This is a genomic window from Phormidium tenue FACHB-1052 (assembly GCF_014696675.1).
Taxonomy (GTDB): Bacteria; Cyanobacteriota; Cyanobacteriia; order Phormidesmidales; family Phormidesmidaceae; genus Nodosilinea; species Nodosilinea tenuis_A.
Map to the genome: position 1 here is coordinate 114,939 of NZ_JACJQN010000010.1, position 20,449 is coordinate 135,387.

Genomic DNA, 20,449 nt, shown 5'->3' on the forward strand with positions numbered 1-20,449 from the left:
GGCAGGCTCGCCAATTTTGGGCCAAAAGGAGAATGGCACCGCATGGCACTGCGCTTAATTTCGCTGTTAGGTCTTTTTGGCCTTTGCTTTATTGCCTGGCTAGGTTCAGAAGATCGGCGGCGAGTACCTTGGAAAGTGATTTTGTGGGGCATTGGCATTCAGCTGGTGGTGGGGCTACTTGTGTTTTTGCTGCCGTTTACTCGCGACGTGGTGGTGTGGCTTAGCTCCTTACTCAACGCCCTGATCGATGCTTCGGATGCGGGAGCGCGGTTTTTGTTTGGCCCCATTTTTGTACCCGTTCTCAACCAGCCGGTGGGGCCAGCCGGGGCTGGACGCTGGATTGCCCGTGCCCTCACGCCGCCCTTTACTGCCATTCCGGGCGATCGCCTGGGGGCCGACAACCTCAACCTGGGCTATATCTTTGCTTTCAGATCGCTGCCCCAGGTTGTGTTCTTTGCCTCCATTTTTGCGCTGCTGTACAACCTGGGGGTGGTGCAGCCTATTGTGAGGGTGTTTGCCCGCTTCTTCCGCTGGGCAATGAACATCAGCGGAGCCGAGTCGTTGGCGGGGGCAGCGAATATTTTTGTTGGTATTGAGTCGGCGATCGCGATCAAGCCCTTCCTTGAACGCATGACCCGCAGCGAGCTGTGCTGTGTGTTGGCGGCCTGCTTTGGCTCCATTGCCTCGACAGTGCTGGGTCTCTATGCTGGCTATCTGCGGCCTATTTTTCCCTCTATTGCCGGGCACCTAATGTCGGCCTCGGTGCTCACGATTCCAGCCTGCTTTGTGATGGCTAAGATTCTAGTGCCGGAGAAAGAGGTGCCCGATACCCTGGGCAAAGTCCCCGACATTGATTTTGCTGACGATGAGCAGCAAAGCCCGATGGATAGCCTAATTTTGGGTGCCCTCGACGGCGTCAAAATGGCAGTGGGCATTGTCGCCGCCCTAATCGCCATTCTGGGGCTGATCGCCCTGCTCAATTTGCTCTTTGCCCAGCTGGCTAGCTTGGCCACCAGCGAGTTTGCCCTCTGGCGCGTCATCGGCCAGGTGTTTAGCGTGATTACGCTGCAAAACATTATGGGGGTGCTGTTTTTGCCCCTCACCTTTCTCACTGGGGTTTCGTTGGACTGGCAAGAGCTGTGGCTGTCGTCGCAGCTGATTGGGCGACGGTTCTTAGAAACAGCGATCCCACCTTACATCAGTCTCGCCAATGCTGCGGCTGAGGGCACGCTGAGCGATCGCGCCTTAGTAATTGTCAGCTACGCCCTCTGCGGCTTTGCTCACCTGCCTTCGGTGGGCATCTTTGTCGGCGGGCTATCGACCCTGGTACCCTCCCGCCGCAAAGACATTAGCGAAGTTGCCTGGAAGGCCTTGTGGGCGGGCACCTTGGCCACGCTGATGACCGGCTGTGTAGCGGGCATCTTTTTCTACGAAGGCGCGGCGGTGCTGGGCCGGTAAGGGGCGCTAGTTTTTAGCTGATGACCATCGCCTTGGTCAGCTACCAGAACAAAATTGTCTGCGGCTAGACTGTAGATATCTGCATTGCGGCCCTCTAGGCAAAACGCTAGGGCAGGTTCTAACAAAGGGTAAAGCGATGACCTTAAAGGAATTGCTCATTCAAGAACTCGACAACGCCTCCGAGCCGGTGTTGGTTGAGCTGCTCGACTTTCTGCAATTTCTCAAGGCTAAACAAGTAGAAGATACTGCCGATGTAGGGGAGGCCAGACAGGCCTTGGCGTCTGTTGCCACTGAAGGCACCCTTGCCTGGGAAGACCTCAAGGCCGATGTGGGGCTATGACCTATCGCATTGAGTTTGCAAAGCCTGCGGTCAAGCAATTCAAGGCCTTATCACCTCAAGATCAGCAGCGACTAAAGCCCAAAATTGACGCTTTGGCCTAGGAACCTCGCCCGGCGGGGATGGTTAAGCTCTCAGGAGAAGACGACCTTTATCGTATTCGGGTCGGAGACTACTGCATTGTTTACACTATTAAAGATACCCAGCTCTTGATTTTGGTCGTTCGAGTCAGGCATCGGCGGGAGGTCTATCGCTGATGTCTAGCCACGTACTGAGTTAGTTTTGGCCAAGCCTTACAAGCAGGCGATCGCGCCCTCACTGCGGCGATCGCAGCCGCCCAACAGCCCATCTGGATTCACCTGGATGGCGTGGGCATGGCCCATTTTCTCAGCCCAGGCGGGAGCCTCGGCCACCTGGTGCCCCCTACGTTCTAGGGCTTGGCGAATGGCAGCGGGAATCCGATTTTCCATCGCCAGTTGAGTAGAGGCTTCGCCCCAGGTGCGGCCCCACAGCCAGCGGGGCAGGTCGATCGCCGTTTGGGGAGAGTAGCCAAAATCTAGCATTCTGGTCAGTAGCGCTAGCTGGGTTTGGGGCTGACCCTCGCCGCCCATGGTGCCTAGCACCAGATAGGGCTTGCCGCCGTTGAGCACTAGACCGGGCATGAGAGTGTGAAAGGGCCGCTTGCCGGGTTCTAGGGCATTGGCATGGTTGGGGTCAAGGGAAAACAGCGCACCTCGATTTTGCAGCGGAAAGCCTAGCTCAGGCGGCACCACCGCTGCCCCAAAGTCGAAGTACAGGCTTTGAATGGTCGATACCACATTGCCCTCGCCATCGACTACCGCGATGTAGACCGTGTCGCCGCCGCTGGCCGCAGCGAGACAATTCTGGGCTACGGTCATACTTAGTCGGGCGCGGCGACGATCGCCGTAGGGTTTTGAGATCAGTTCGCCTAGCGGCATGTCGGTAAAGTCGGGGTCGCCTAGCCAGCGATCGCGATCGGCAAAGGCCAGCTTGGTGGCTTCCACCAGCAGGTGATAGTAGTCGGCGGTGCCGTGGCCGACGGTGTGCAGGTTAAACCCCTCCAGCACATTCAGCATTTGCAGCACCGTAAACCCCTGGGTGTTGGGGGGCAGCTGGCACACCTGGTGGCCCCGGTAGGTGGTGCTGATCGGCTCTACCCAAGTGGCGCTGTGACGGGCGAAGTCGTCGCGGGTAAGCCAGCCGCCCAGAGCGCTGAGGTAGTCCACGATTTGCTCAGCAATCTTTCCCTCGTAGAAGTCCTGGGAACCAGCGACGGCCAGACGGCGTAGGGTTTTCCCCAGCGGCAGGTTGGTCACGCGCGACCCAGCGGCAGGCACCTCCCCCCCCGGCAGAAAAGGGTTGTTCTCACCGCCGTAGGCCCGCAGAAACTCAGCGTTGACCCTCGTCCAGTGGGCCTGGGATTGGGAGCAGGGGTAGCCCTGCTCGGCCAGGGCGATCGCGGGCTGGAGCAGGTCGGCCCAGGGCAGGCGACCAAAGCGCTGGTGCACCTCGCCCCAGGCCGAGACGCCCCCCGGCACCGTAATTACCGCCTGGGGGCCGCGCTGGGGAATAGCCGCTAGACCCGTGAAGCGATCGCGATCGCAGCTCGTCCCCGCCCGGCCCGAGCCGTTGAGGCCATAGAGCTGACCTAAGCTGGCCTGGTAGCCCAGCCAAAAGCCATCGCCACCCAGCCCGGTCATAGCGGGGTAAACCACTGACAGGGCGGCTTGGGTAGCGATCGCCGCATCGACTGCGCTGCCTCCCTGATTGAGTACATTGAGACCGGCGATGGAAGCTAGGTAGTGAGGGCAGACCACCATAGCGGTTGGGGCAGAAACTAGAGCCATAGCTAACTCAGGACTACATCAGCATTGGGCCTAGAAGGTAGCACTTTTGCGGGCAGGCCGCGATCGCAGGCGGTGGCCTGGGATCCAGCTCTGTTAAGAAATGCTCCAGGTAGGGGCGATTCCGGGACGGATCGCTTCGCGAATCGCAGGCAGGCTCTTTTGTCCGCCAAGCTCCTGTGAGAGAATACAGCCTAATCTCAGCAAATTTCGCCTATAGCTGTCCCTTAGCCCTGTCCCCAAGGAGATTCGACAATGCTGCTTTATCTGCTCAGTATTTTGGCTACGGCGCTGTCGCTGCTGCTGGTAGACGCCATCTTTCCGGGAGTCGTGCTGGCCAATTTTCCGGCGGCGATGGTAGCGGCGGTTGCCATCGGTCTCGTCAACGGCATCATTAAGCCGGTGCTGTTTATTCTGTCGTTGCCGATCACTATCTTGACTCTGGGCCTGTTTTCGCTGGTGGTCAACGGCCTTTGCTTCTGGCTGGCGTCGCTGGTGACCCCAGGCTTTGCAGTACAAGGGTTTTGGGCATTTATCGTCGGCCCCATCGTGCTGTCGGTGGTGTCTACGGCACTAAACAACTTTTTTGTTGGCCGGGCTCTTAAGCCTCAGGCAAAAGAGATCGAAGGGTAGGGGTAGCCCTAGCAGCCCCTGCATCAGCCGATTGCCCAGGGCTGGGGGGCATGACGTAGATGGCCTGGTATTGGTTGCGGCCCTGGGCCTTGGCCTGGTAAAGGGCCTGGTCGGCGGTAAACACCAGGTCAGAGGGTAGGTAGTCGGCCATGGGTAACACACTGGCGACGCCACAGCTAATGGTGACAATGGCTTGGGGAGTTGTGTCATGGAGTAGACCCTGCTGCTGAATCCCTTTCACCAGCCGATCGCTAACGGCAGTAGCCCCGGCCATGGTGGTGTTAGGCAAAATCACCGCAAACTCTTCGCCGCCGTAGCGGGTGACCAGGTCGGCGGGGCGACTGATGCACTGGTTGAGGGTTTTAGCCACCTCCTGAAGGCAGCGATCGCCCGCCTGGTGCCCGTAGTGGTCGTTGTAGTCTTTGAAATGGTCAATGTCGCAGATGACCAGCGACAGGGGCAGGCCTTCGCGTACCCCTCGGCCCCACTCTTGCAGCAGGTACTCGTCGAAGCGGCGGCGGTTGGCCACCTGGGTGAGGCTATCCATCATCGTCAGCTGCTGGAGCTGGTAGTTAGCCTCCCGCAGCTGAATTTCAAGTCGGTGCTGCATAATCAGTCGCCGCACCCGCTGGCGCAGCACCGCCCAGTTGATTGGTTTGGTGATGTAGTCTACCACCCCGATTTCAAAGGCCTGATCTACCGATTTTTCGTCCTCCAGGCCGGTGATCATCAGCACCGGGGCCAGGTCGCCCTGGGTTAGAGACTGCAACCGGCGGCACACCTCAAAGCCGTCTATCACCGGCATCAGCGCATCGAGCAGAACCAGATCAGGCCGGTGATAAAAGTACAAGTCGAGGGCCGCTTCACCGTGGGGCGCTTCAATTACCCTATAGCCCTCGCGCTCAAGGTAACGGGTCAGCATGTGGCGAATGAACGGGTCATCGTCGGCCACCAAAATTACCGCTGAATCAGCGTTGACTGACATGGCTGGTTACCTCCGGGGAAACCAAGACAGATTGTAGGGCCGTTTTAACGTCGGCTAGGGCGTAGCGAATGGCCTCTACTCGGTCGGCGACGGCTGGATTGGAGTCTTGACGCAGCACCGCCTCTAGATCATGACAGAGGGCGGAGAGGGCATCGGCACTGACGGAAGCGCTGCTCGACTTGAGGGTATGGGCGGCCCGCTGGAGGGTAGACCAGTCTTGCTGATCTAGGGCGGTGCCCATATCAACTAAGAGCTGGTCGGCACTCTCCAGGTAGCTGGCAATCAGGTCGGCCATAAACCTCGCATCATCGCCTCCCACGGTGGTGGCAAAGGTGTGCAGTGCCGTCAAATCGACGGCGGCAGGGGTGGTAGACTTCCTCGTCTCTAGAACCCGAATTAATTCCTCTAGGCGAATGGGTTTGCTGATGTAGTCATCCATACCGGCCCGGAGGCACTGTTCGCGATCGCCCTGCATGGCGTTGGCGGTAACGGCAACCAGGCGGGGGCGGCAGCCAGGCCAGCGCTGAACGATCTGCTGGGCGGCGGCTAGGCCATCCATCTCAGGCATTTGCACATCCATCAGCACCAGGTCGTAGGGTCGCTGGGCGAGAGCCGCCAGTACCTCATAGCCGTTGGCGGCCACATCGGCCCGGTAGCCCAGACGCTGCAAAATCTGGAGGGCTACCTTCTGGTTAACCACGTTGTCTTCAGCCAGCAAAATGCGCTGGGGGCACCGCCGCCCTAGGTCGGTATCTACCGGCGCAGGGCTGGGCCGGGGTGACACCCGCACGGTTTCAGAGCGATCGATCAGGGCATTAGCCAGCGCCTCCATGAGCTGGGCTTGCTTAACGGGTTTGGTCAGGTAGGCCGCAAACAGTCCTTGGTTGGCGATGCTGTGGTGCCAGCCCAGGGAAGTCAGCATGATCAGAGGCAGCGATCGCTCCGCAAACTGTCGGTGCAGAGTCTGGGCTAGAGCCAGGCCGTCCATGCCCGGCATTTGCATATCTAAAATGGCCAGGTCAAAGCGCTGAGTTTCAAGCGCTTCTAGGGCCGCTAAGCCCGAATCTACCGTCACCACCGCCATTCCCCATCCCTGGAGCTGGAGCTGAAGAATCTTGCGGTTAGTGGCGTTGTCATCGACCACCAGCAGGCGGCGGCCCTGGAGCATGGTAGTCGGGGACAGAGTGGCGGGGGTTGGCGGCTGGGGGTCGAGGTTGGCTCGCAGCGTGAAGTAAAAGGTTGACCCCTGGCCCTCAAGGCTCTCTACCCAGAGGGTGCCGCCCATCAGTTCACACAGGCGCTTGCTGATGGCTAGACCCAGCCCGGTGCCGCCAAACTGCCGAGTGGTAGAGGCATCCACCTGGCAAAAGGGCTGAAACAGCTGGTGCAGCCGATGGGCCGGAATGCCAATGCCGGTATCTTTGATCGCCACCTGGAGGGTAATTTGCCCGGCGGCGGTCTGCGGCTCCGCCTGCACCGAGACAATCACCTCCCCTGTGGGGGTAAACTTGATGGCGTTGTTGACCAGGTTGACGAGCACCTGGCGCAGGCGGCTGACATCGCCCAGCAAGTACTGGGGCACCTGGGTCGGCAGCAGGTAAGCTAGCTCTAGCCCTTTCTCAGAGGCCTTGGCAGCCAGCAGGTCGAGGGCTTCTTCCAAACAGGTGCGCAGGTTAAAGGGCTGGGTTTCTAGCTCTAGCTTGCCCGACTCGATTTTTGAGAAGTCGAGGATGTCGTTGATGATGGTCAGCAGGCTATCGCTCGCGTTGCGGGTGGTTTCGACAAAGTCCCGCTGCTGGTCGGTGAGGGAGGTGTCGAGCAGCAGGCCGGTCATGCCGATGACGGCATTCATTGGGGTGCGAATTTCGTGGCTCATCATGGCTAAAAATTCGCTTTTGGCCTGGTTGGCGGCCTCGGCGGCGCAGCGAGCCTGTTCGAGGTCGTGCAGATTCTGGTGAAGCTGGGCTTCGGCAAGCTTGCGATCGCTGATGTCGGTCTGAATGCCGATGAAGTGGGTTAGCTGGCCTTCGGGGTTGTGAATAGGCGCAATGCTGAGCTGGTTCCAGTACTGCGTGCCGTCTTTGCGATAGTTGATCACTTCCACAGTGCAGTCTTGGCCTTCGGCAATCGCCTGGCGCAGGGTTTTTAGGCCGGGCTGGTCTCTGTGGCCCCCCTGCAAAAAACGGCAGTTTTGCCCTAGAGCTTCGGCGGCGGCGTAGCTGGTGATACGCTCGAAGGCCGGGTTGACGTAGATTACCGGATTGTTGGGCTGACGGGCGTCGGTGATGATGACGCCGTTGCAGCTGGCCGCGATCGCCCGTTCTTGCAGGCGCAGGGTTTCCTCTAGGTGCTGGCGCTCTAGGTCAGCCTGATGAATCTGTTCGAGCTGGCGGTGCAGATCGAGCTGGGCGACCACCTGGGCGGCTAGCATTTCTAGAGCCTGGCGCTGGAAAGGGGTGAGCGTGCGGGGAACCTGGTCGATCACACAGAGGGTGCCGAGGGCATAGCCGGTGGCAGTGATCAGAGGCATACCCGCATAGAATCGCAGGTTAAATTCCCCTGTAACCAGCGGATTATCCCAAAAACGCTCATCTTCTAGGGCATTGGGCACCTCCATCAACCCCGGCTGCAAAATGGCGTGGGCGCAAAAAGCCAAATCGCGGGCGGTTTCACGTGCAGCAACGCAGCCCGCGCGTGATTTAAACCACTGCCGCTGCTGGTCGATCAGACTGACCAGGGCTATGGGCATGTCGCACACCATTGCGGCCAGTCGAGTCAGATTGTCAAACCCATCAGCGGGTGGCGTATCGAGAATGTGGTAGTCGTATAGCGCCTGTAGACGACAGAGCTCATTGGCGGGCAGAGGTGCAGGTTGCATAGGCTATCGCCCTGTGGGGCAGAGACATGAAGCGAGACTGGCCTTGCAGCCACACCCCGCCTGAGGGCAGTGATATATGCTTGAGAGTACCCAGTTTGAGGTAGCGGTTTTTACCCTAGCGGCTGGAACCGCCCCATCAGAGATAGTGATTTGAACCGGCTAGGCCAGGCCGAAACAGTCATCCCGCCAGATAGGTTATGGACGTCGGCCTGCCTGGGAACACGATTCTTTTTCACGTTAGCCAGGGGCTAGGCAATAACGCCTCAGAATTTTGCTGAGCCTAGACGGGGAATCAGCCTGAAGTTCGCCTGGCCGTGGAAAGCGCTGCGATAGATTCATTGGCTTGAGTTAGGGCAGGTAGGGCGATCGCGCCTAATCTTGGCCAGTGAAAACCTTAAACTCAGGAATTTGCTGATGGAGTAATTGGCTGTTAGATGCTCAGGCGCGTCTAGAGTGCTTTTTCCTAAGGATTGGTGATGCAACTCAGCAATTCTGCCCCCATTGGCGACGCCCCCCACTGGCAGCGACAATGGGCTAGCTTGCAGGGCTTCCGAAATAGCTGCGACCTTTAGCCCGGCTCAGGTTCAAGCGTTGCAAGCAGCGCTAACCCCGCGCCGCCATTCAGTCAACATTTGCCGATCGCTGCCGCTGGGCACAACGTGGGTTGATCGGGTGCTGCTGGCCGGTACCGAAGGGCGATCGCCAGCTCACCCACTTTGCCTCTGCTAAAACGTTAGGACTCGTGCACCTCTTCTTCACTGCGCTCTAGCAGGGTGTCTGCGGTATGGTCTTGGTGGTGGCGTTGCTTGGCCATGGCCTGACGAGCTTTTTCCTCCACCGATGCAGCGGGTGATTCGTGGAGTTCGGCATCGCTACGGCTGAGCAAATTATCGTGGTTGTGGTCGGCGTGCTGACGTTGTTGGGCCAGTCGTTCGCGGGCCTGATCGTCTGACTTATCCATAACAGCTACTATCCCCAGGATGTATGGGCGGGGTGGACGGGACGCGATCGCCCTCGACCACTCGCCCCTATTCTAATTTTCCAAGTTATTGGTGAACGGGCGATCGCCCCTGTCACGATTGTTTAGCCTTCTCAATCGCCCGCAATCTGTCCTGAGAGTGTTTCTGTCATACCTGCCAGAGTTCACCTGTAACTAAGGGATTGCCTGAAAGAGAACACCTAGCACGATAGGCAAGGCTTGGCCAAGGCCAACGCCGCCCGAGGTTCAGGCTTACGGCACCGATGCGGTGGCAACAGCATCCTCAGACCCTACCGGGCGAATCACTAGCGTGTTGAATAGACTGATGTCGGTGTCCTCAGGGACTGACAAGTCAAAGGCTCCACTGGTCTGTGGTAGCGACCCCAAAGCGATGGGACGCTTAGCCATGTTGCCGTTGATGGTCAAAAACGCCTCCAGCGCGTCCCCCTCGGCAGCGATGGTGAAATCTTTTAGCGATAGGGTAATGCTGCTGCCCACAATGGCAGCCCCCACGTAGCCACTGGCGGTGTGGCTGCCTGTCCCGACGACGCTGCCCATAGCCCAGTTCTCCTTTAATACTCTAAAACGCCCGGCCATCATTGTAGAAAGAATCAGCCTTAACTTTGCTTCTGACTCCTAGCGATTGGAGGCAAGACCACAGCGAGTCAAACAGCACTAGCGCTGGGACGCTGCTTGGGCTTGAACCGGTGCGATTCGCGGAGCGTAAAGCCTACGGCATCCTAGAAATGGGGATCGACTCTGAACGACTATCCCCAGGGGGAAGCGCTGTCGGCAAATGATGGGTTTTCCCCACTCAATCTAGCCCCAATGGCGGCTATCCTGGGAAAAGAACTCAGTAATCGATCTCCCCCCTTTCACGGATGTGTCAGGGGGTTTTACAATAGTTCATATTAGGTGTTGTTGCCTCGGCCCCAGCTCAGACTCCCCGTCATGGTCTCGTGATAGAGTTTTCTGTTGTCAAGGCTACCCAATCGACAACCCAGACCCCGTCTGAGTAACCCATGAAGATGGTCACCAGCGGTCCATCGCCCAGAATCCGGAGAAGCAGTTATGGCTAAAGACATCACCCGTTATCGCAATATTGGTATTTTTGCCCACGTAGACGCGGGCAAGACTACCACCACCGAGCGCATCCTCGCCCTCACCGGTCGCATCCACAAGATCGGTGAAGTTCACGATGGTGCTGCCACCACCGACTTCATGGAGCAAGAGCAAGAACGGGGGATCACGATTCAGTCGGCGGCCACCACCTGCTTCTGGAAAGAGCACCAGCTCAACATCATTGACACCCCTGGACACGTTGACTTCACCATTGAGGTGTATCGCTCCCTCAAGGTGCTCGACGGCGGTATCGGCGTCTTCTGCGGTTCAGGCGGGGTAGAGCCCCAGTCTGAGACCAACTGGCGCTACGCCAACGACTCCAAGGTGGCTCGGGTCATCTACGTCAACAAGCTCGATCGCACCGGGGCCGACTTCTTCCGGGTCGTCAAACAGGTCGACAGCATCCTGGCGGCCAAGCCCCTGGTAATGGTGCTGCCCATCGGCACCGAAACCGAGTTTGTGGGTGTGGTTGACCTGCTCACCCGCAAGGCCTGGGTGTGGGATGAGTCGGGCAAACCCGAGAACTACGAGATCAAAGATGTCCCTGAGGACATGAAAGATCAGGTTGAAGAGTACCGCGAGGCCCTCGTTGAGCTAGCCGTTGAGCAGGACGACGAAATTCTTGGTAAGTACCTTGAGGGCGAAGAGATCTCCATTGAGGAGATTAAGACCTGCATTCGCAAGGGCACCCGCGAGCTGGCCTTCTTCCCCACCTACTGCGGCTCCTCCTTTAAGAACAAAGGGGTGCAGCTGGTGCTAGATGCGGTAGTTGACTACCTGCCTAACCCCCTCGAAGTGCCTGCCCAACCCGAAGTCGACCTGGAGGGTAACCCCACCGGCAAACTGGCCTACGCCGATGCCGACAAGCCCCTGCGGGCGCTGGCGTTCAAAATCATGGACGACCGCTTTGGCGCGCTCACCTTCACCCGCATCTACTCGGGTCATCTGAAGAAGGGCGACACCATTCTCGACACCGCTACCGGCAAGACCGAGCGCATCAGCCGCCTGGTCGAAATGCACGCCAACGATCGCGAAGAGGTAGAGTCGGCCCAGGCTGGCGACATCGTGGCGCTGATCGGTATGAAAAACGTGCAGACCGGCCACACCCTCTGTGATCCCAAAGATCCCGCTACCCTGGAGCCCATGGTCTTCCCTGACCCGGTGATCTCCATTGCCGTGTATCCCAAGAAAAAGGGCGACAACGAGAAAATGGGTATGGCGATCAGCAAGATGGTGGCTGAAGACCCCTCCTTCCAGGTGGAAACCGACGAAGAGAGCGGCGAAGTCATCCTCAAGGGCATGGGCGAACTGCACCTCGACATTAAGGTCGATATTCTCAAGCGCACCCATGGCGTCGAAGTCGAAGTGGGCAAGCCCCAGGTGGCCTACCGCGAGGCGATCACCAAGCGCCTGGCCGACAGCTACACCCACAAGAAGCAGTCGGGTGGTTCGGGTCAGTACGCCAAGATCGACTACGTGATCGAGCCGGGCGAAGTCGGCACCAACTTCCAGTTTGAGTCGGCGGTGACCGGCGGTAACGTGCCCCGCGAATTTTGGCCCGCGGTGCAAAAGGGCTTTGCCACCAGCATTGACCGAGGCCCGCTGGCCGGTTACCCGGTGGTTGACCTCAAGGTCACCCTCACCGATGGGGCCTTCCACGCGGTTGACTCGTCGGCGATCGCCTTTGAAATTGCCGCTAAAGCTGCCTACCGCCAGTCGCTGCCCAAGGCTGGCCCCCAGCTGCTGGAGCCGATCATGAAGGTTGACGTGTTCACCCCCGACGACTACATGGGTGACGTAATCGGTGACCTCAACCGCCGTCGTGGCATGATCAAGTCCCAAGATCCCGCCGCTACTGGCGTTCGCGTCAAGGCCGATGTGCCCCTGAGCGAAATGTTTGGCTACATTGGCGACCTGCGCACCATGACCTCCGGTCGGGGCCAGTTCTCCATGGAGTTCTCTCACTACGCTCCCTGCCCCAGCAACGTGGCTGAGGAAGTGATTAAGGAAGCCAAGGAGCGCCAGGCGGCTGCGGCCAAATAAACCCCTGATCTGCTGTAGGGGCACAGCATGCTGTCCCCTACCTCTTCGGATAGTAGAACGCCCTGGCCAACTTTGGCCGGGGCGTTTTGTTTGAATAGATGGAACAGTAAAAAGAAAAAATCGATCGCTCAATTTATTAAGCGTTTAAACCCCTTCACAAAAACTATTGCTTGACCCACCCCAGCTCACTGGCTACTCGCTGGCGAATCACGTTAGCTGGAACCCCAACAGCAATTGAATAGGGCGGAATATCTTTTGTGACCACTGCTCCAGCACCAATCACGCTGCCTCTGCCAATGGTCACCCCATCGACAACTTTGACTCCAGAACCGAGCCAGCAGTCTTCTTCAATTTCTATGCCCTTAACCGTTGTGCCCTGCTGGTTGATGGGTATATCTATGCTGGAGAAAATGTGATTGTTTGCATAAAGACTAGTATTTGATGCAATTAAACAGTTTTTCCCGATAGTAATGTTACCTGGGCCTGCCATACAAACGTATGGCCCTACGTAGGTATTTTGTCCAATACTGACTTTACCTCCTAGTGCTTGGAGATGAAAACCTTGGTCTAACCGTACAGAATCTTCTAAAACTAGTTCGCCGCCATCCTCCCAACAGTTTAGAAACGAATAATTGCAGATTGAGCAAGAATTGCCGATAATGATAGAATTTGGGCGAATGAATCGCACATTAAACTCTATTGTCACGCCCCTACCAAAGCTGCCAAAAATGGGCGAATAGACAAGCTGGCGTAACTTTTTGCCAACGCCCATTGGAACTGCACCGAATAGAGCAAGTAGATACTCGTCCCTTCGATATTTCCAACCGCTAGAATAATTAGCTTGAGAATTATCTGCTGCTGAAGGCTTTTGGTTAAAGTCTTGGTGCCGATTCATATTCTAGTCCTCTTTTTGGAATAGCAAATTGCATTTGAGTTTAATAATGAATACCACCGTCTTTTAGTGATACCAATGCTTCCTAGAACCCTTATTTTGCAAAGGATCAGCTAACTATTACCTATTTCCTTACAATGCTTGTCCAATGTCGAAACGCAGAGTTCTATCGCTTAGAGAACAGCGCATCCCAAACAAAAAATCAGCTTGTATTTCATTGTAGAAAATAAGCTTTATCTAAGACTTATGTGTTGGGTAGGTGGCGACAAAATCCTTTTATGCCTGTGCTATTGCGCTCCTTGGAAGAACGCATGTTGCGATCGCAACAATAGCGACGGACAAATGATAATGTAGCTCTTGCGGCTAGAAACCCAAAAAATTTAATCTTCAGTGTTGCTAACTACAGCAAATTTCAAGGCCGATCTTAGCGACCTGTTTATTCTCGCTGGAAGATACAATCTGGTGCAGAACCCTGTCTGAGATTCTAGCTTTGGGGTACCTTTGCCAACACTTATCTTAGGCAGACAATGACTAATTTAGGGGGGAGTCAAGCCGCCTGGAATTCTTACAGCCATGACGGGCATGCACACTCGGCTCAAACGAGCTAGCCGTAGCCCTTTCAGCATAGGCTGATAGATATTAGTGTAGACGCGTGATTTGTTGAAAACTGAGATAAACATACAACAACTTCATCTACGTTTACACTATTGCCAAGGCCTATGCTATAGATGAAAGGCCAAGCTCTAGTTAAGCCTAGTCTACTGCTAAAGACTTTCAGCAACAACAAGATATTGTCTTTAAATTGTCGTCGAAGGTAAAGCTTGGTTGCAGCGGTTATCTGATGTAATCTATGTAGAAGATATTAATGGACTCTATCGGCTCCACGCATTTCACGCATAAAATTCTTACTACATAGTCCTCCAAAATAGAATTTCGAGGAGCTTTGTAGCTAATTTCTAGCGTTTGAAGAGCAAGTTAGGCTCAAAGTCCTTGGTTATAGATGCTGTAGCTCCCCGCAAGGTAGGGGCTGATTTAGATCTCCCTACCTTGCGTAAGGCAAGATGTTGAAGGCAAGGTAGGGAGATTAACCCTTACACCGAGCCAGCAGCAGCAGGAATACTCCGGGCTGTCTCATCGTCTAATCCCACCAGGCGAGCGCTGAGATCCCACAGTTTGCGGGCCTTAGCGTCATCCAGAGCTTCGTTCGAAACCTCCTGGGCAAAGGAGCGGCGACCTGGCTTTTGGCGATTGCCCCAGCTCCAGTACATGCCAGACTCCTTCAGCTCGGGGTCGGTGACCACATCGGCCACCCGCTCACCTGCCAGCTTTTGAGTGACATAGCCGCCCGTGATGTTCTTCTGGAACCAGGGGAAGATGGTCTGAAACGCCTTGAAGTGGTTGCGGAACAGGGGCGTGTCGGCCACACAGCCGGGATACAGCGAGCTAAAGGTGATGCCCGTTGCATCGTGGTAGCGGCGGTGCAACTCGCGCATGGTAAGCACGTTGCACAGCTTGCTGTCTTTGTAGGCCTTGCCCGACTTGAATTTCTTGTTGTTGATCATCGAGATCGGGGCTTTGAACCCGGCCTCGAATCCTTCTAGGTTGCCGAGATCGGGAGGGGCGGGAATGGGAATCTTGCCGCCCAGCTCTTTGGGGTTGGCGGTGACGGTGCCGAGGATGATCAGGCGCTTGTCGTTGGCGGGGGAGGCTTTAATGTCATCCAGCAGCAGGTTGCACAGCAGGAAGTGGCCCAGGTGGTTGGTAGCCACGCTGATTTCGTAGCCATCTTCGCTGTACATCGGCTCTTTGAGCAGCGGGTAGTAGACGGCGGCGTTGCACACCAGCGACTCTAGACTGCGGCCCGTAGCCCGAAAGTCGCTGACAAACTGGCGCACGCTGGCTAGGGAGCCGAGATCGAGGTGGATGATGCTGTAGCGATCGCTCGGGATGCCAAGCTCTTGGGCCACCTGCTTTGTTTTATCGACATTGCGGCAGGCCATCACCACATGCCAGCCGCGATCGGCCAGGGCCTTGGCGGCGTTGAGCCCCACCCCAGAGGAAGCCCCGGTCACAATGACTGTTTTCTGCTGTTCCATAACCATCTTTAAGACTGAAAAATCGCTTCTAGCATTCCAGTGTTAAGGATGACGTGGACAGTGATGCAGTGTCTTAATGTTTTTTGAGGTGTTGTTACATCGGGTATAGGGTTTTAGGTGAAAGGTATAAGGGGCATTGCTTAACGCAAGTATGATTTGCCCCCCCAGCCCCCCAATTCTGGGGGGAGCCAGAGTCTCAAAGTCCCCCAGAATTGGGGGATTTAGGGGGCCATGCAGCGTCTAAAGGCTTTTTGCTGGTTCATTCCTCGATTCAGCAGCACCGGTCAAAGGCTCGGCCTAAAACCCTATACCTTTCATCCTATACCCACCACCACCTACGTAAACGAACTCGCCCAATCCTTCGCCCAGTGCAGATGTTTGTGCACCTCATCGAGGGTTTTGGCTTCGCTGTAGAGGCGCAGCACGGGTTCGGTGCCGCTGAAGCGGATCAGTAGCCAGCTGTCGTCGGCCAGGGTGAGTTTGTAGCCGTCGATGTCGAGGATGTGGGTGACGGCTTTGCCCGCGACTTCGGCGGGGGGGGCGGTGGCGAGGGCCTCAAGCAGCTTGGCCTGCACTTCCATGCTGGCCAGGGGCAGGTCGATGCGATCGTACTCGGAGAAGTAGTTGGTTTTCTCTTGCAGGCTGCGGTAGTAGTCGCTGAGGTCGAGGCCGGAGGCGACGACGGCTTCTAATACATAGAGGGCTGACATCAGGGCGTCGCGCTCGGGGATGTGGTGGCCGTAGCCGATGCCGCCGGATTCTTCGCCCCCCAGCAGCACTTTGGCCTCCTGCATGCGATCGGCAATGTACTTGTAGCCGACGGCGGTTTGGTAAAGCTCTAGGCCGTTGAGCTTGGCCACCGCTGGAATCAGGTTGGAGCCGCTGATGGTTTTGACGATTTCGCCGCTGTAGCCCCGGCGCGACTTGAGGTGGTCGATCAGAATGGGGATGAGGATTTGAGAGCTGAGGAAATTGCCTTGGCCGTCGACGGCGGCGATGCGATCGCTATCGCCATCAAACACCAGACCCACTTTGACGCTTTCTTTGGCGGGATACTCTTTGACGGTCTCTAGCATTTCGCCCAGATACTTAGGCAGGGGTTCAGGCGGGTTGCCGCCAAACAGCGGGTCGGCCTCGCTGTGCAGCTCGTGGATGCTGCCTTCGCCCAGCAGTCGGGGCAGCCCACCGCTGGCGGAGCCGTACATGACATCGGCAAACACCGTCAGCTTGCCGCTGGAGATGGCGCTCTGAATGGCGGCGACATCGACCTCGGCCTGAAGGGCGGTGCAGTAGTCGGGCCAGGGGTCGAAGGTTTCAATTTGGCCGGGTTTGCCGAGGGGGGCGGGGGGAGTGGGCAACAGCGCCTCGACTTGCTGGGTCACCTCAGGGGAGACAGAGCCGCCGAAGGCTCCTTTAATTTTGAGCCCGGAGTAGGTGGGGGGGTTGTGGCTAGCGGTGATGACAATCGCCCCAAGCAAAGTTTGATGCTTGGCGGCGTAGCTAAAGGCGGGGGTGGGGGCAAAATCTTGGGAGAGCAGCACGTCGAAGCCCTGGGCGGCGATCGCCTCGGCGGCGGTGCGGGCAAATTCGGCGGCGAGAAAGCGGCGATCGTAGCCGACGGCAATGGTGCGGCTGCCGGTTTCGGCCCCAAAGCACTGGTGCAGCACGTGGGCCGAAACCGCCGCCACCTGAGCGACGCGCTCAAAGGTGAAGTCGGCGGCGATAATGCCGCGCCAGCCATCGGTACCAAATTTGATGGGCTTCGGCGTAGCTGGGATGGGGCCTGAAGGTGCTGCCATAGCAGATTCCAAATGTCGGGGGATAAAGAGCGGATTTTCTCTGAGTTTACCCGCTTAATTCGGCGGTGACACGGACAGGGCGGCGGCACTACGGACAATTTACCCAACCGGCTGGTTTTGCCGAAAAGTTTGAAAAGATTGGCGAATTGTCCTGAGGCGATCGCGGCTTTGGCGCAAATGCTAGGTCACGGTGGGATGACGCGGCTGATTAAGGGCAATGGTGGTCGAGCTGGGGCGCTAGTGGAGAGATGCTTGGGCTGAGTTGATTGGTGTTTTTGGGGTGCCGTAGGCTACGGACCTTGCGAATTGCCGCTGCTGACCTAAAATTTGCCAACGGTGGGGGGCTGTCGTGTTACCCTAGTTGAGTAAAAACGGGATGTAGCGCAGCTTGGTAGCGCACTTCGTTCGGGACGAAGGGGCCGTGGGTTCGAATCCCGCCATCCCGATTCTTTCGTTAAAGCGAGTCTTATGGACTACGCGTCGTCGGGTACAGAAACAATCACGCTCGAAGTCTCGCAGGATATGCTGGCTGCTCTCAAAATGGGGGCAACTGACTTGGGGGAGCGGATTCGATTGCTGGCTGCAATTTCATTTTTTCAAGAGAAGCAGCTCTCTTTGGGCAAAGCCGCTGAGCTGGCGGGTTTAAATCGCCTGACGTTTATGGATCTTTTGACTCAACGGGGCATTGTGGTTTTTGACTACGATGAGTCTGCGCTTGCAACCGATCTGGCTGGCATTGCTGAATTGGTAGACCGTGACTGACATTATCTGCAACGCCACGCCCCTGATTGCGTTTGCCAGAATTGGGCAGCTCTCGCTCATGCAAAATGTGGTTGAGCAGCTAATTATTCCAAATGCTGTCGCTGAGGAAGTGATGGATTATAAAGGCTCGGGTGCTGGGCAGATTAACCTAGCCCAAGAATCTTGGATTCGAGTTGAAAAGCTGCAATCTGAGGAGCAAATGCGGCTGCTATTACCCACGCTAGACAGGGGTGAAGCTGAAGTAATTGCCTTAGCGATAGAACGACGGACAACGCTAGTGCTGATGGATGAATTGACTGGTCGCAAGGTCGCTGAGTCGTTGCAGCTTAGGGTAATAGGCTCGGTAGGTCTATTGATTCAGGCGAAACAGCAGGGGCAGATTGTCGCTGTTAAACCGTTGCTAGAATCTATGCACGAGGCTGGCATATATTTCAGTCGGCGTTTTATTGCGGCTGTACTTGAGTATGTCAATGAAATGTAAGACAGAACAATTGAGAGATCATTTGTGAGGCTGCCTGCCAGTTAGCTTCATCGAACCCCGTTTTCAACTTGAAAGACAATAGGAATTGTATGGGAGTTTTTGACCTTTTCTCTAAGCGTCAGCGTCGAGCCCGAGGTGAAACGCCAGATGTGTACGTGTACGACGAGCTACCGCAGGAACTGCGAGTCCAGATCATTCATATTATTAAAGATGCTTTTGGTGAAAAGAACTATTATAGTGTGAGCGACGTTGAGGAAGCATACGAGCTTGTTAATCAGACTCTATGCAGAGAGTATGGAGTATTTGAGCTTACAAAGCATCCTGAGTCAGTCCAAGATTCGCTTTTTAACTTTTTCTTGCAGGAAGAATCGGTTGATCGAGCGCTTGATGTCGTCGAGCTCTGTTTCAAGGTAATTAACGTATTAATTGCAGAAAATCACTCGTACCAAAACAATACCACCCGGAATATTAATCCAGAAGAGGCGATTGCTGAACTTAATGAGCGGTTCAAGGAGCACGGCATTGGCTTCCAGTTTGAATCCAATGAGTTGATCCGCATTGATTCAGAGTTTTTGCATTCAGAGGCCGTCAAGCCTACCCTCGCTATTCTTAGAGAAAGTGGCTTTCAAGGAGCTAATGAAGAGTTTCTTCTTGCACATGAGCACTATCGACATGGGCGAAACAAAGAGTGCTTGGTCGAATGCCTTAAAGCTTTCGAAAGTACTATGAAGGCTATATGTGAGCTTCGTGGATGGCCAACACAATCTAATGATACGGCAAAGTCTCTCCTAAATATCTGCTTTGCTAATGGCTTGCTTCCTACATACCTTAATTCTCAGTTCACCTCGCTGCGTTCGTTACTGGAGAGTGGTGTTCCTACGGTTCGGAATAAGAACGGTGGGCACGGCCAAGGAACTATTCCTATCGCAGTTCCTGAATATATGGCGCGGTACGCGCTGAATTTGACGGCGACAAGCATTCTTTTCCTGGTCGACGCGAACAGCGCAAGTGAACATCTATAGAACTTAGGATGGGCAAAGGGTTGAAGCCATGCCACCACTGCAAAGGCTCAAATAAGGGGTTCGGGTTCCTTTTGCCCATCCTATAGGTGGGTTAATTGAGCTGCCGATCGCGCCTCAGCAGACTAAACACCTCGCCTTGCTCTGGGGTAATTAAAATCCCCGATCGCGGTATTGCAATCAACTGGCTCCAGGTCATTTGGTCGGCGTAGCTCAGCACATGCAGCTGGTTGATGGTGGCTCGCACCCCCTCGGGTGAGCCAATCACCAGATGGCGCAATCGCTCGCGCCCCGGCTGGGCTTCAGGATTTGCCAGCAGCAGCGGATTGGTCGCCTCCCGGTTTTGGGCAGACGACACCAAATATGGCAAACACAACATAATTCAGGGATTCCTTACTAACGATGGGTAGGAATCCCAAAAACTTGGCCGCCCCAGACATGTTGCAGTTCAGGACGGCCAGGTAAAATCACCTTAGCCTCCGAGACAGCGACTCCTGTCGACGGGGTTAGCCGCTGGTTGGAGGGCCTAATCTCCTTCCAGTGGCGCTTGACCAAATTTTTGGGACGTTCAGACTGCACGCACACAGCCTTAGCAGAGTAATTTAATCCAATGGCGCACCGGACGCAAGTAAGAATTGTTACCGTCTTCTAGAAACCTGATTTCTAGACTCATACTCTTGCTTCCGCTACTGGTAGGGGTTATCCACAGCGCCACACCCTTCCTTAGACCCTGTAAACCCTTCCTCTGCCCCCACGAAACCTTTGTTTTGCCCGCTGAAAAGTTGGTTTGACTGCTCGGAGGCTGCTTCAGCAGGCCAAACCCATTCCTTCGCTCACTCGAAAGGTTTCTCCACCCGCGCAGATCATTCCTTCGATCTCGCAGAGGCTTCCTCCAGCGCCACAGATCATTCCTCTAGGCCTGCGAACCTTTCCTCCAGACCTGCGAATGATTTCTCCATCAATGCAAATCTTCGTTTCTATAGAGCAGAATCTTGTATTTGGGTCGCAAGCAATGCTGCCACCAATCCAAAACAACCAGATCCCTCAACAAACTCAATGAGCAGCGCCTCACTGAATGATGCCTCTGCAAAGTCCATTTC

Annotated in this window: 18 protein-coding genes and 1 tRNA gene; 10 read left to right on the forward strand and 9 right to left on the reverse strand. The window is 55.9% G+C overall.

Annotated features, from left to right (window positions below; genetic code table 11):
* Positions 1-42: 42 nt before the first annotated feature.
* The 3 genes from H6G07_RS14765 to H6G07_RS27110 all read left to right on the forward strand — a co-directional run bounded on the left by H6G07_RS14765 (position 43) and on the right by H6G07_RS27110 (position 2,052).
* On the forward strand, positions 43-1,458 hold the full coding sequence (locus tag H6G07_RS14765; RefSeq protein ID WP_073608952.1) for a NupC/NupG family nucleoside CNT transporter: 1,416 nt from the start codon (positions 43-45) through the stop codon (positions 1,456-1,458).
* 136 nt (positions 1,459-1,594) lie between these two features.
* Positions 1,595-1,798: a hypothetical protein gene (locus tag H6G07_RS14770; RefSeq protein WP_073608951.1), complete on the forward strand. Its 204-nt coding sequence runs from the start codon at positions 1,595-1,597 to the stop codon at positions 1,796-1,798.
* Positions 1,799-1,917: 119 nt separating this feature from the next.
* A complete protein-coding gene (locus H6G07_RS27110; protein ID WP_199312111.1) occupies positions 1,918-2,052 on the forward strand; it encodes a type II toxin-antitoxin system RelE family toxin in 135 nt (44 codons plus the stop codon).
* Positions 2,053-2,088: 36 nt separating this feature from the next.
* Here the strand turns inward: H6G07_RS27110 and ggt are convergent, their stop codons facing one another.
* A complete protein-coding gene (gene ggt, locus H6G07_RS14780) occupies positions 2,089-3,663 on the reverse strand; it encodes a gamma-glutamyltransferase (RefSeq protein WP_073608950.1) in 1,575 nt (524 codons plus the stop codon).
* Positions 3,664-3,915: 252 nt separating this feature from the next.
* Between ggt and H6G07_RS14785 the strand changes: the two genes are divergently transcribed.
* Complete coding sequence (locus tag H6G07_RS14785) at positions 3,916-4,293, forward strand: phage holin family protein (RefSeq protein ID WP_073608949.1); 378 nt, start codon at positions 3,916-3,918, stop codon at positions 4,291-4,293.
* Here H6G07_RS14785 and H6G07_RS14790 read toward each other — a convergent pair.
* A complete protein-coding gene (locus tag H6G07_RS14790) occupies positions 4,262-5,278 on the reverse strand; it encodes a response regulator (RefSeq protein ID WP_073608948.1) in 1,017 nt (338 codons plus the stop codon). The two genes, H6G07_RS14785 and H6G07_RS14790, sit on opposite strands and share 32 nt — an antisense overlap.
* Entirely contained in the window at positions 5,262-8,156 is a 2,895-nt protein-coding gene (locus tag H6G07_RS14795; protein ID WP_073608947.1) for a hybrid sensor histidine kinase/response regulator, read from the reverse strand. The genes H6G07_RS14790 and H6G07_RS14795 overlap by 17 nt, the downstream gene beginning before the upstream one ends.
* 501 nt (positions 8,157-8,657) lie before the next feature.
* On the opposite strand from H6G07_RS14795, the gene H6G07_RS14800 reads away from it, so the two are divergent.
* On the forward strand, positions 8,658-8,885 hold the full coding sequence (locus H6G07_RS14800) for a hypothetical protein (RefSeq protein ID WP_139297056.1): 228 nt from the start codon (positions 8,658-8,660) through the stop codon (positions 8,883-8,885).
* A 4-nt stretch (positions 8,886-8,889) separates the two neighbouring features.
* On the opposite strand, the gene H6G07_RS14805 is transcribed toward H6G07_RS14800, so the two are convergent.
* Together H6G07_RS14805 and H6G07_RS14810 are read right to left on the reverse strand one after the other, a co-directional pair.
* Complete coding sequence (locus H6G07_RS14805; RefSeq protein WP_073608946.1) at positions 8,890-9,117, reverse strand: hypothetical protein; 228 nt, start codon at positions 9,115-9,117, stop codon at positions 8,890-8,892.
* Positions 9,118-9,387: 270 nt separating this feature from the next.
* Positions 9,388-9,693, reverse strand: coding sequence for a hypothetical protein (locus H6G07_RS14810; protein WP_073608945.1), 306 nt, complete (start codon positions 9,691-9,693; stop codon positions 9,388-9,390).
* A 513-nt stretch (positions 9,694-10,206) separates the two neighbouring features.
* Between H6G07_RS14810 and fusA the strand changes: the two genes are divergently transcribed.
* Positions 10,207-12,300, forward strand: a complete 2,094-nt coding sequence (fusA, locus tag H6G07_RS14815) for an elongation factor G (protein ID WP_073608944.1) — start codon at positions 10,207-10,209, stop codon at positions 12,298-12,300.
* 163 nt (positions 12,301-12,463) lie between these two features.
* On the opposite strand, the gene H6G07_RS26440 is transcribed toward fusA, so the two are convergent.
* The 3 genes from H6G07_RS26440 to H6G07_RS14830 all read right to left on the reverse strand — a co-directional run bounded on the left by H6G07_RS26440 (position 12,464) and on the right by H6G07_RS14830 (position 17,087).
* A complete protein-coding gene (locus H6G07_RS26440; RefSeq protein WP_073608943.1) occupies positions 12,464-13,195 on the reverse strand; it encodes an acyltransferase in 732 nt (243 codons plus the stop codon).
* 1,088 nt (positions 13,196-14,283) lie between these two features.
* Entirely contained in the window at positions 14,284-15,294 is a 1,011-nt protein-coding gene (locus tag H6G07_RS14825) for a protochlorophyllide reductase (protein ID WP_073608942.1), read from the reverse strand.
* Positions 15,295-15,623: 329 nt separating this feature from the next.
* Entirely contained in the window at positions 15,624-17,087 is a 1,464-nt protein-coding gene (locus H6G07_RS14830) for a phosphoglucomutase/phosphomannomutase family protein (protein WP_073608941.1), read from the reverse strand.
* Between the two features lie 372 nt (positions 17,088-17,459).
* Here H6G07_RS14830 and H6G07_RS14835 point away from each other — a divergent pair.
* The 4 genes from H6G07_RS14835 to H6G07_RS14850 all read left to right on the forward strand — a co-directional run bounded on the left by H6G07_RS14835 (position 17,460) and on the right by H6G07_RS14850 (position 19,352).
* A tRNA-Pro gene (locus H6G07_RS14835) sits at positions 17,460-17,533 on the forward strand.
* A gap of 22 nt (positions 17,534-17,555) precedes the next feature.
* A complete protein-coding gene (locus tag H6G07_RS14840; RefSeq protein WP_073608940.1) occupies positions 17,556-17,849 on the forward strand; it encodes a UPF0175 family protein in 294 nt (97 codons plus the stop codon).
* Positions 17,842-18,330 carry a PIN domain-containing protein gene (locus H6G07_RS14845; protein ID WP_479684959.1) on the forward strand — a complete coding sequence of 163 codons (489 nt, stop codon included), beginning with the start codon at positions 17,842-17,844 and terminating at the stop codon, positions 18,328-18,330. The genes H6G07_RS14840 and H6G07_RS14845 overlap by 8 nt, the downstream gene beginning before the upstream one ends.
* 89 nt (positions 18,331-18,419) lie before the next feature.
* The gene (locus H6G07_RS14850) at positions 18,420-19,352 is read left to right on the forward strand and encodes an abortive infection family protein (protein WP_073608939.1); all 933 of its coding nucleotides are present in this window, start codon (positions 18,420-18,422) and stop codon (positions 19,350-19,352) included.
* Positions 19,353-19,443: 91 nt separating this feature from the next.
* Here the strand turns inward: H6G07_RS14850 and H6G07_RS14855 are convergent, their stop codons facing one another.
* Entirely contained in the window at positions 19,444-19,728 is a 285-nt protein-coding gene (locus tag H6G07_RS14855; RefSeq protein ID WP_073608938.1) for a hypothetical protein, read from the reverse strand.
* Positions 19,729-20,449 lie beyond the last annotated feature (721 nt).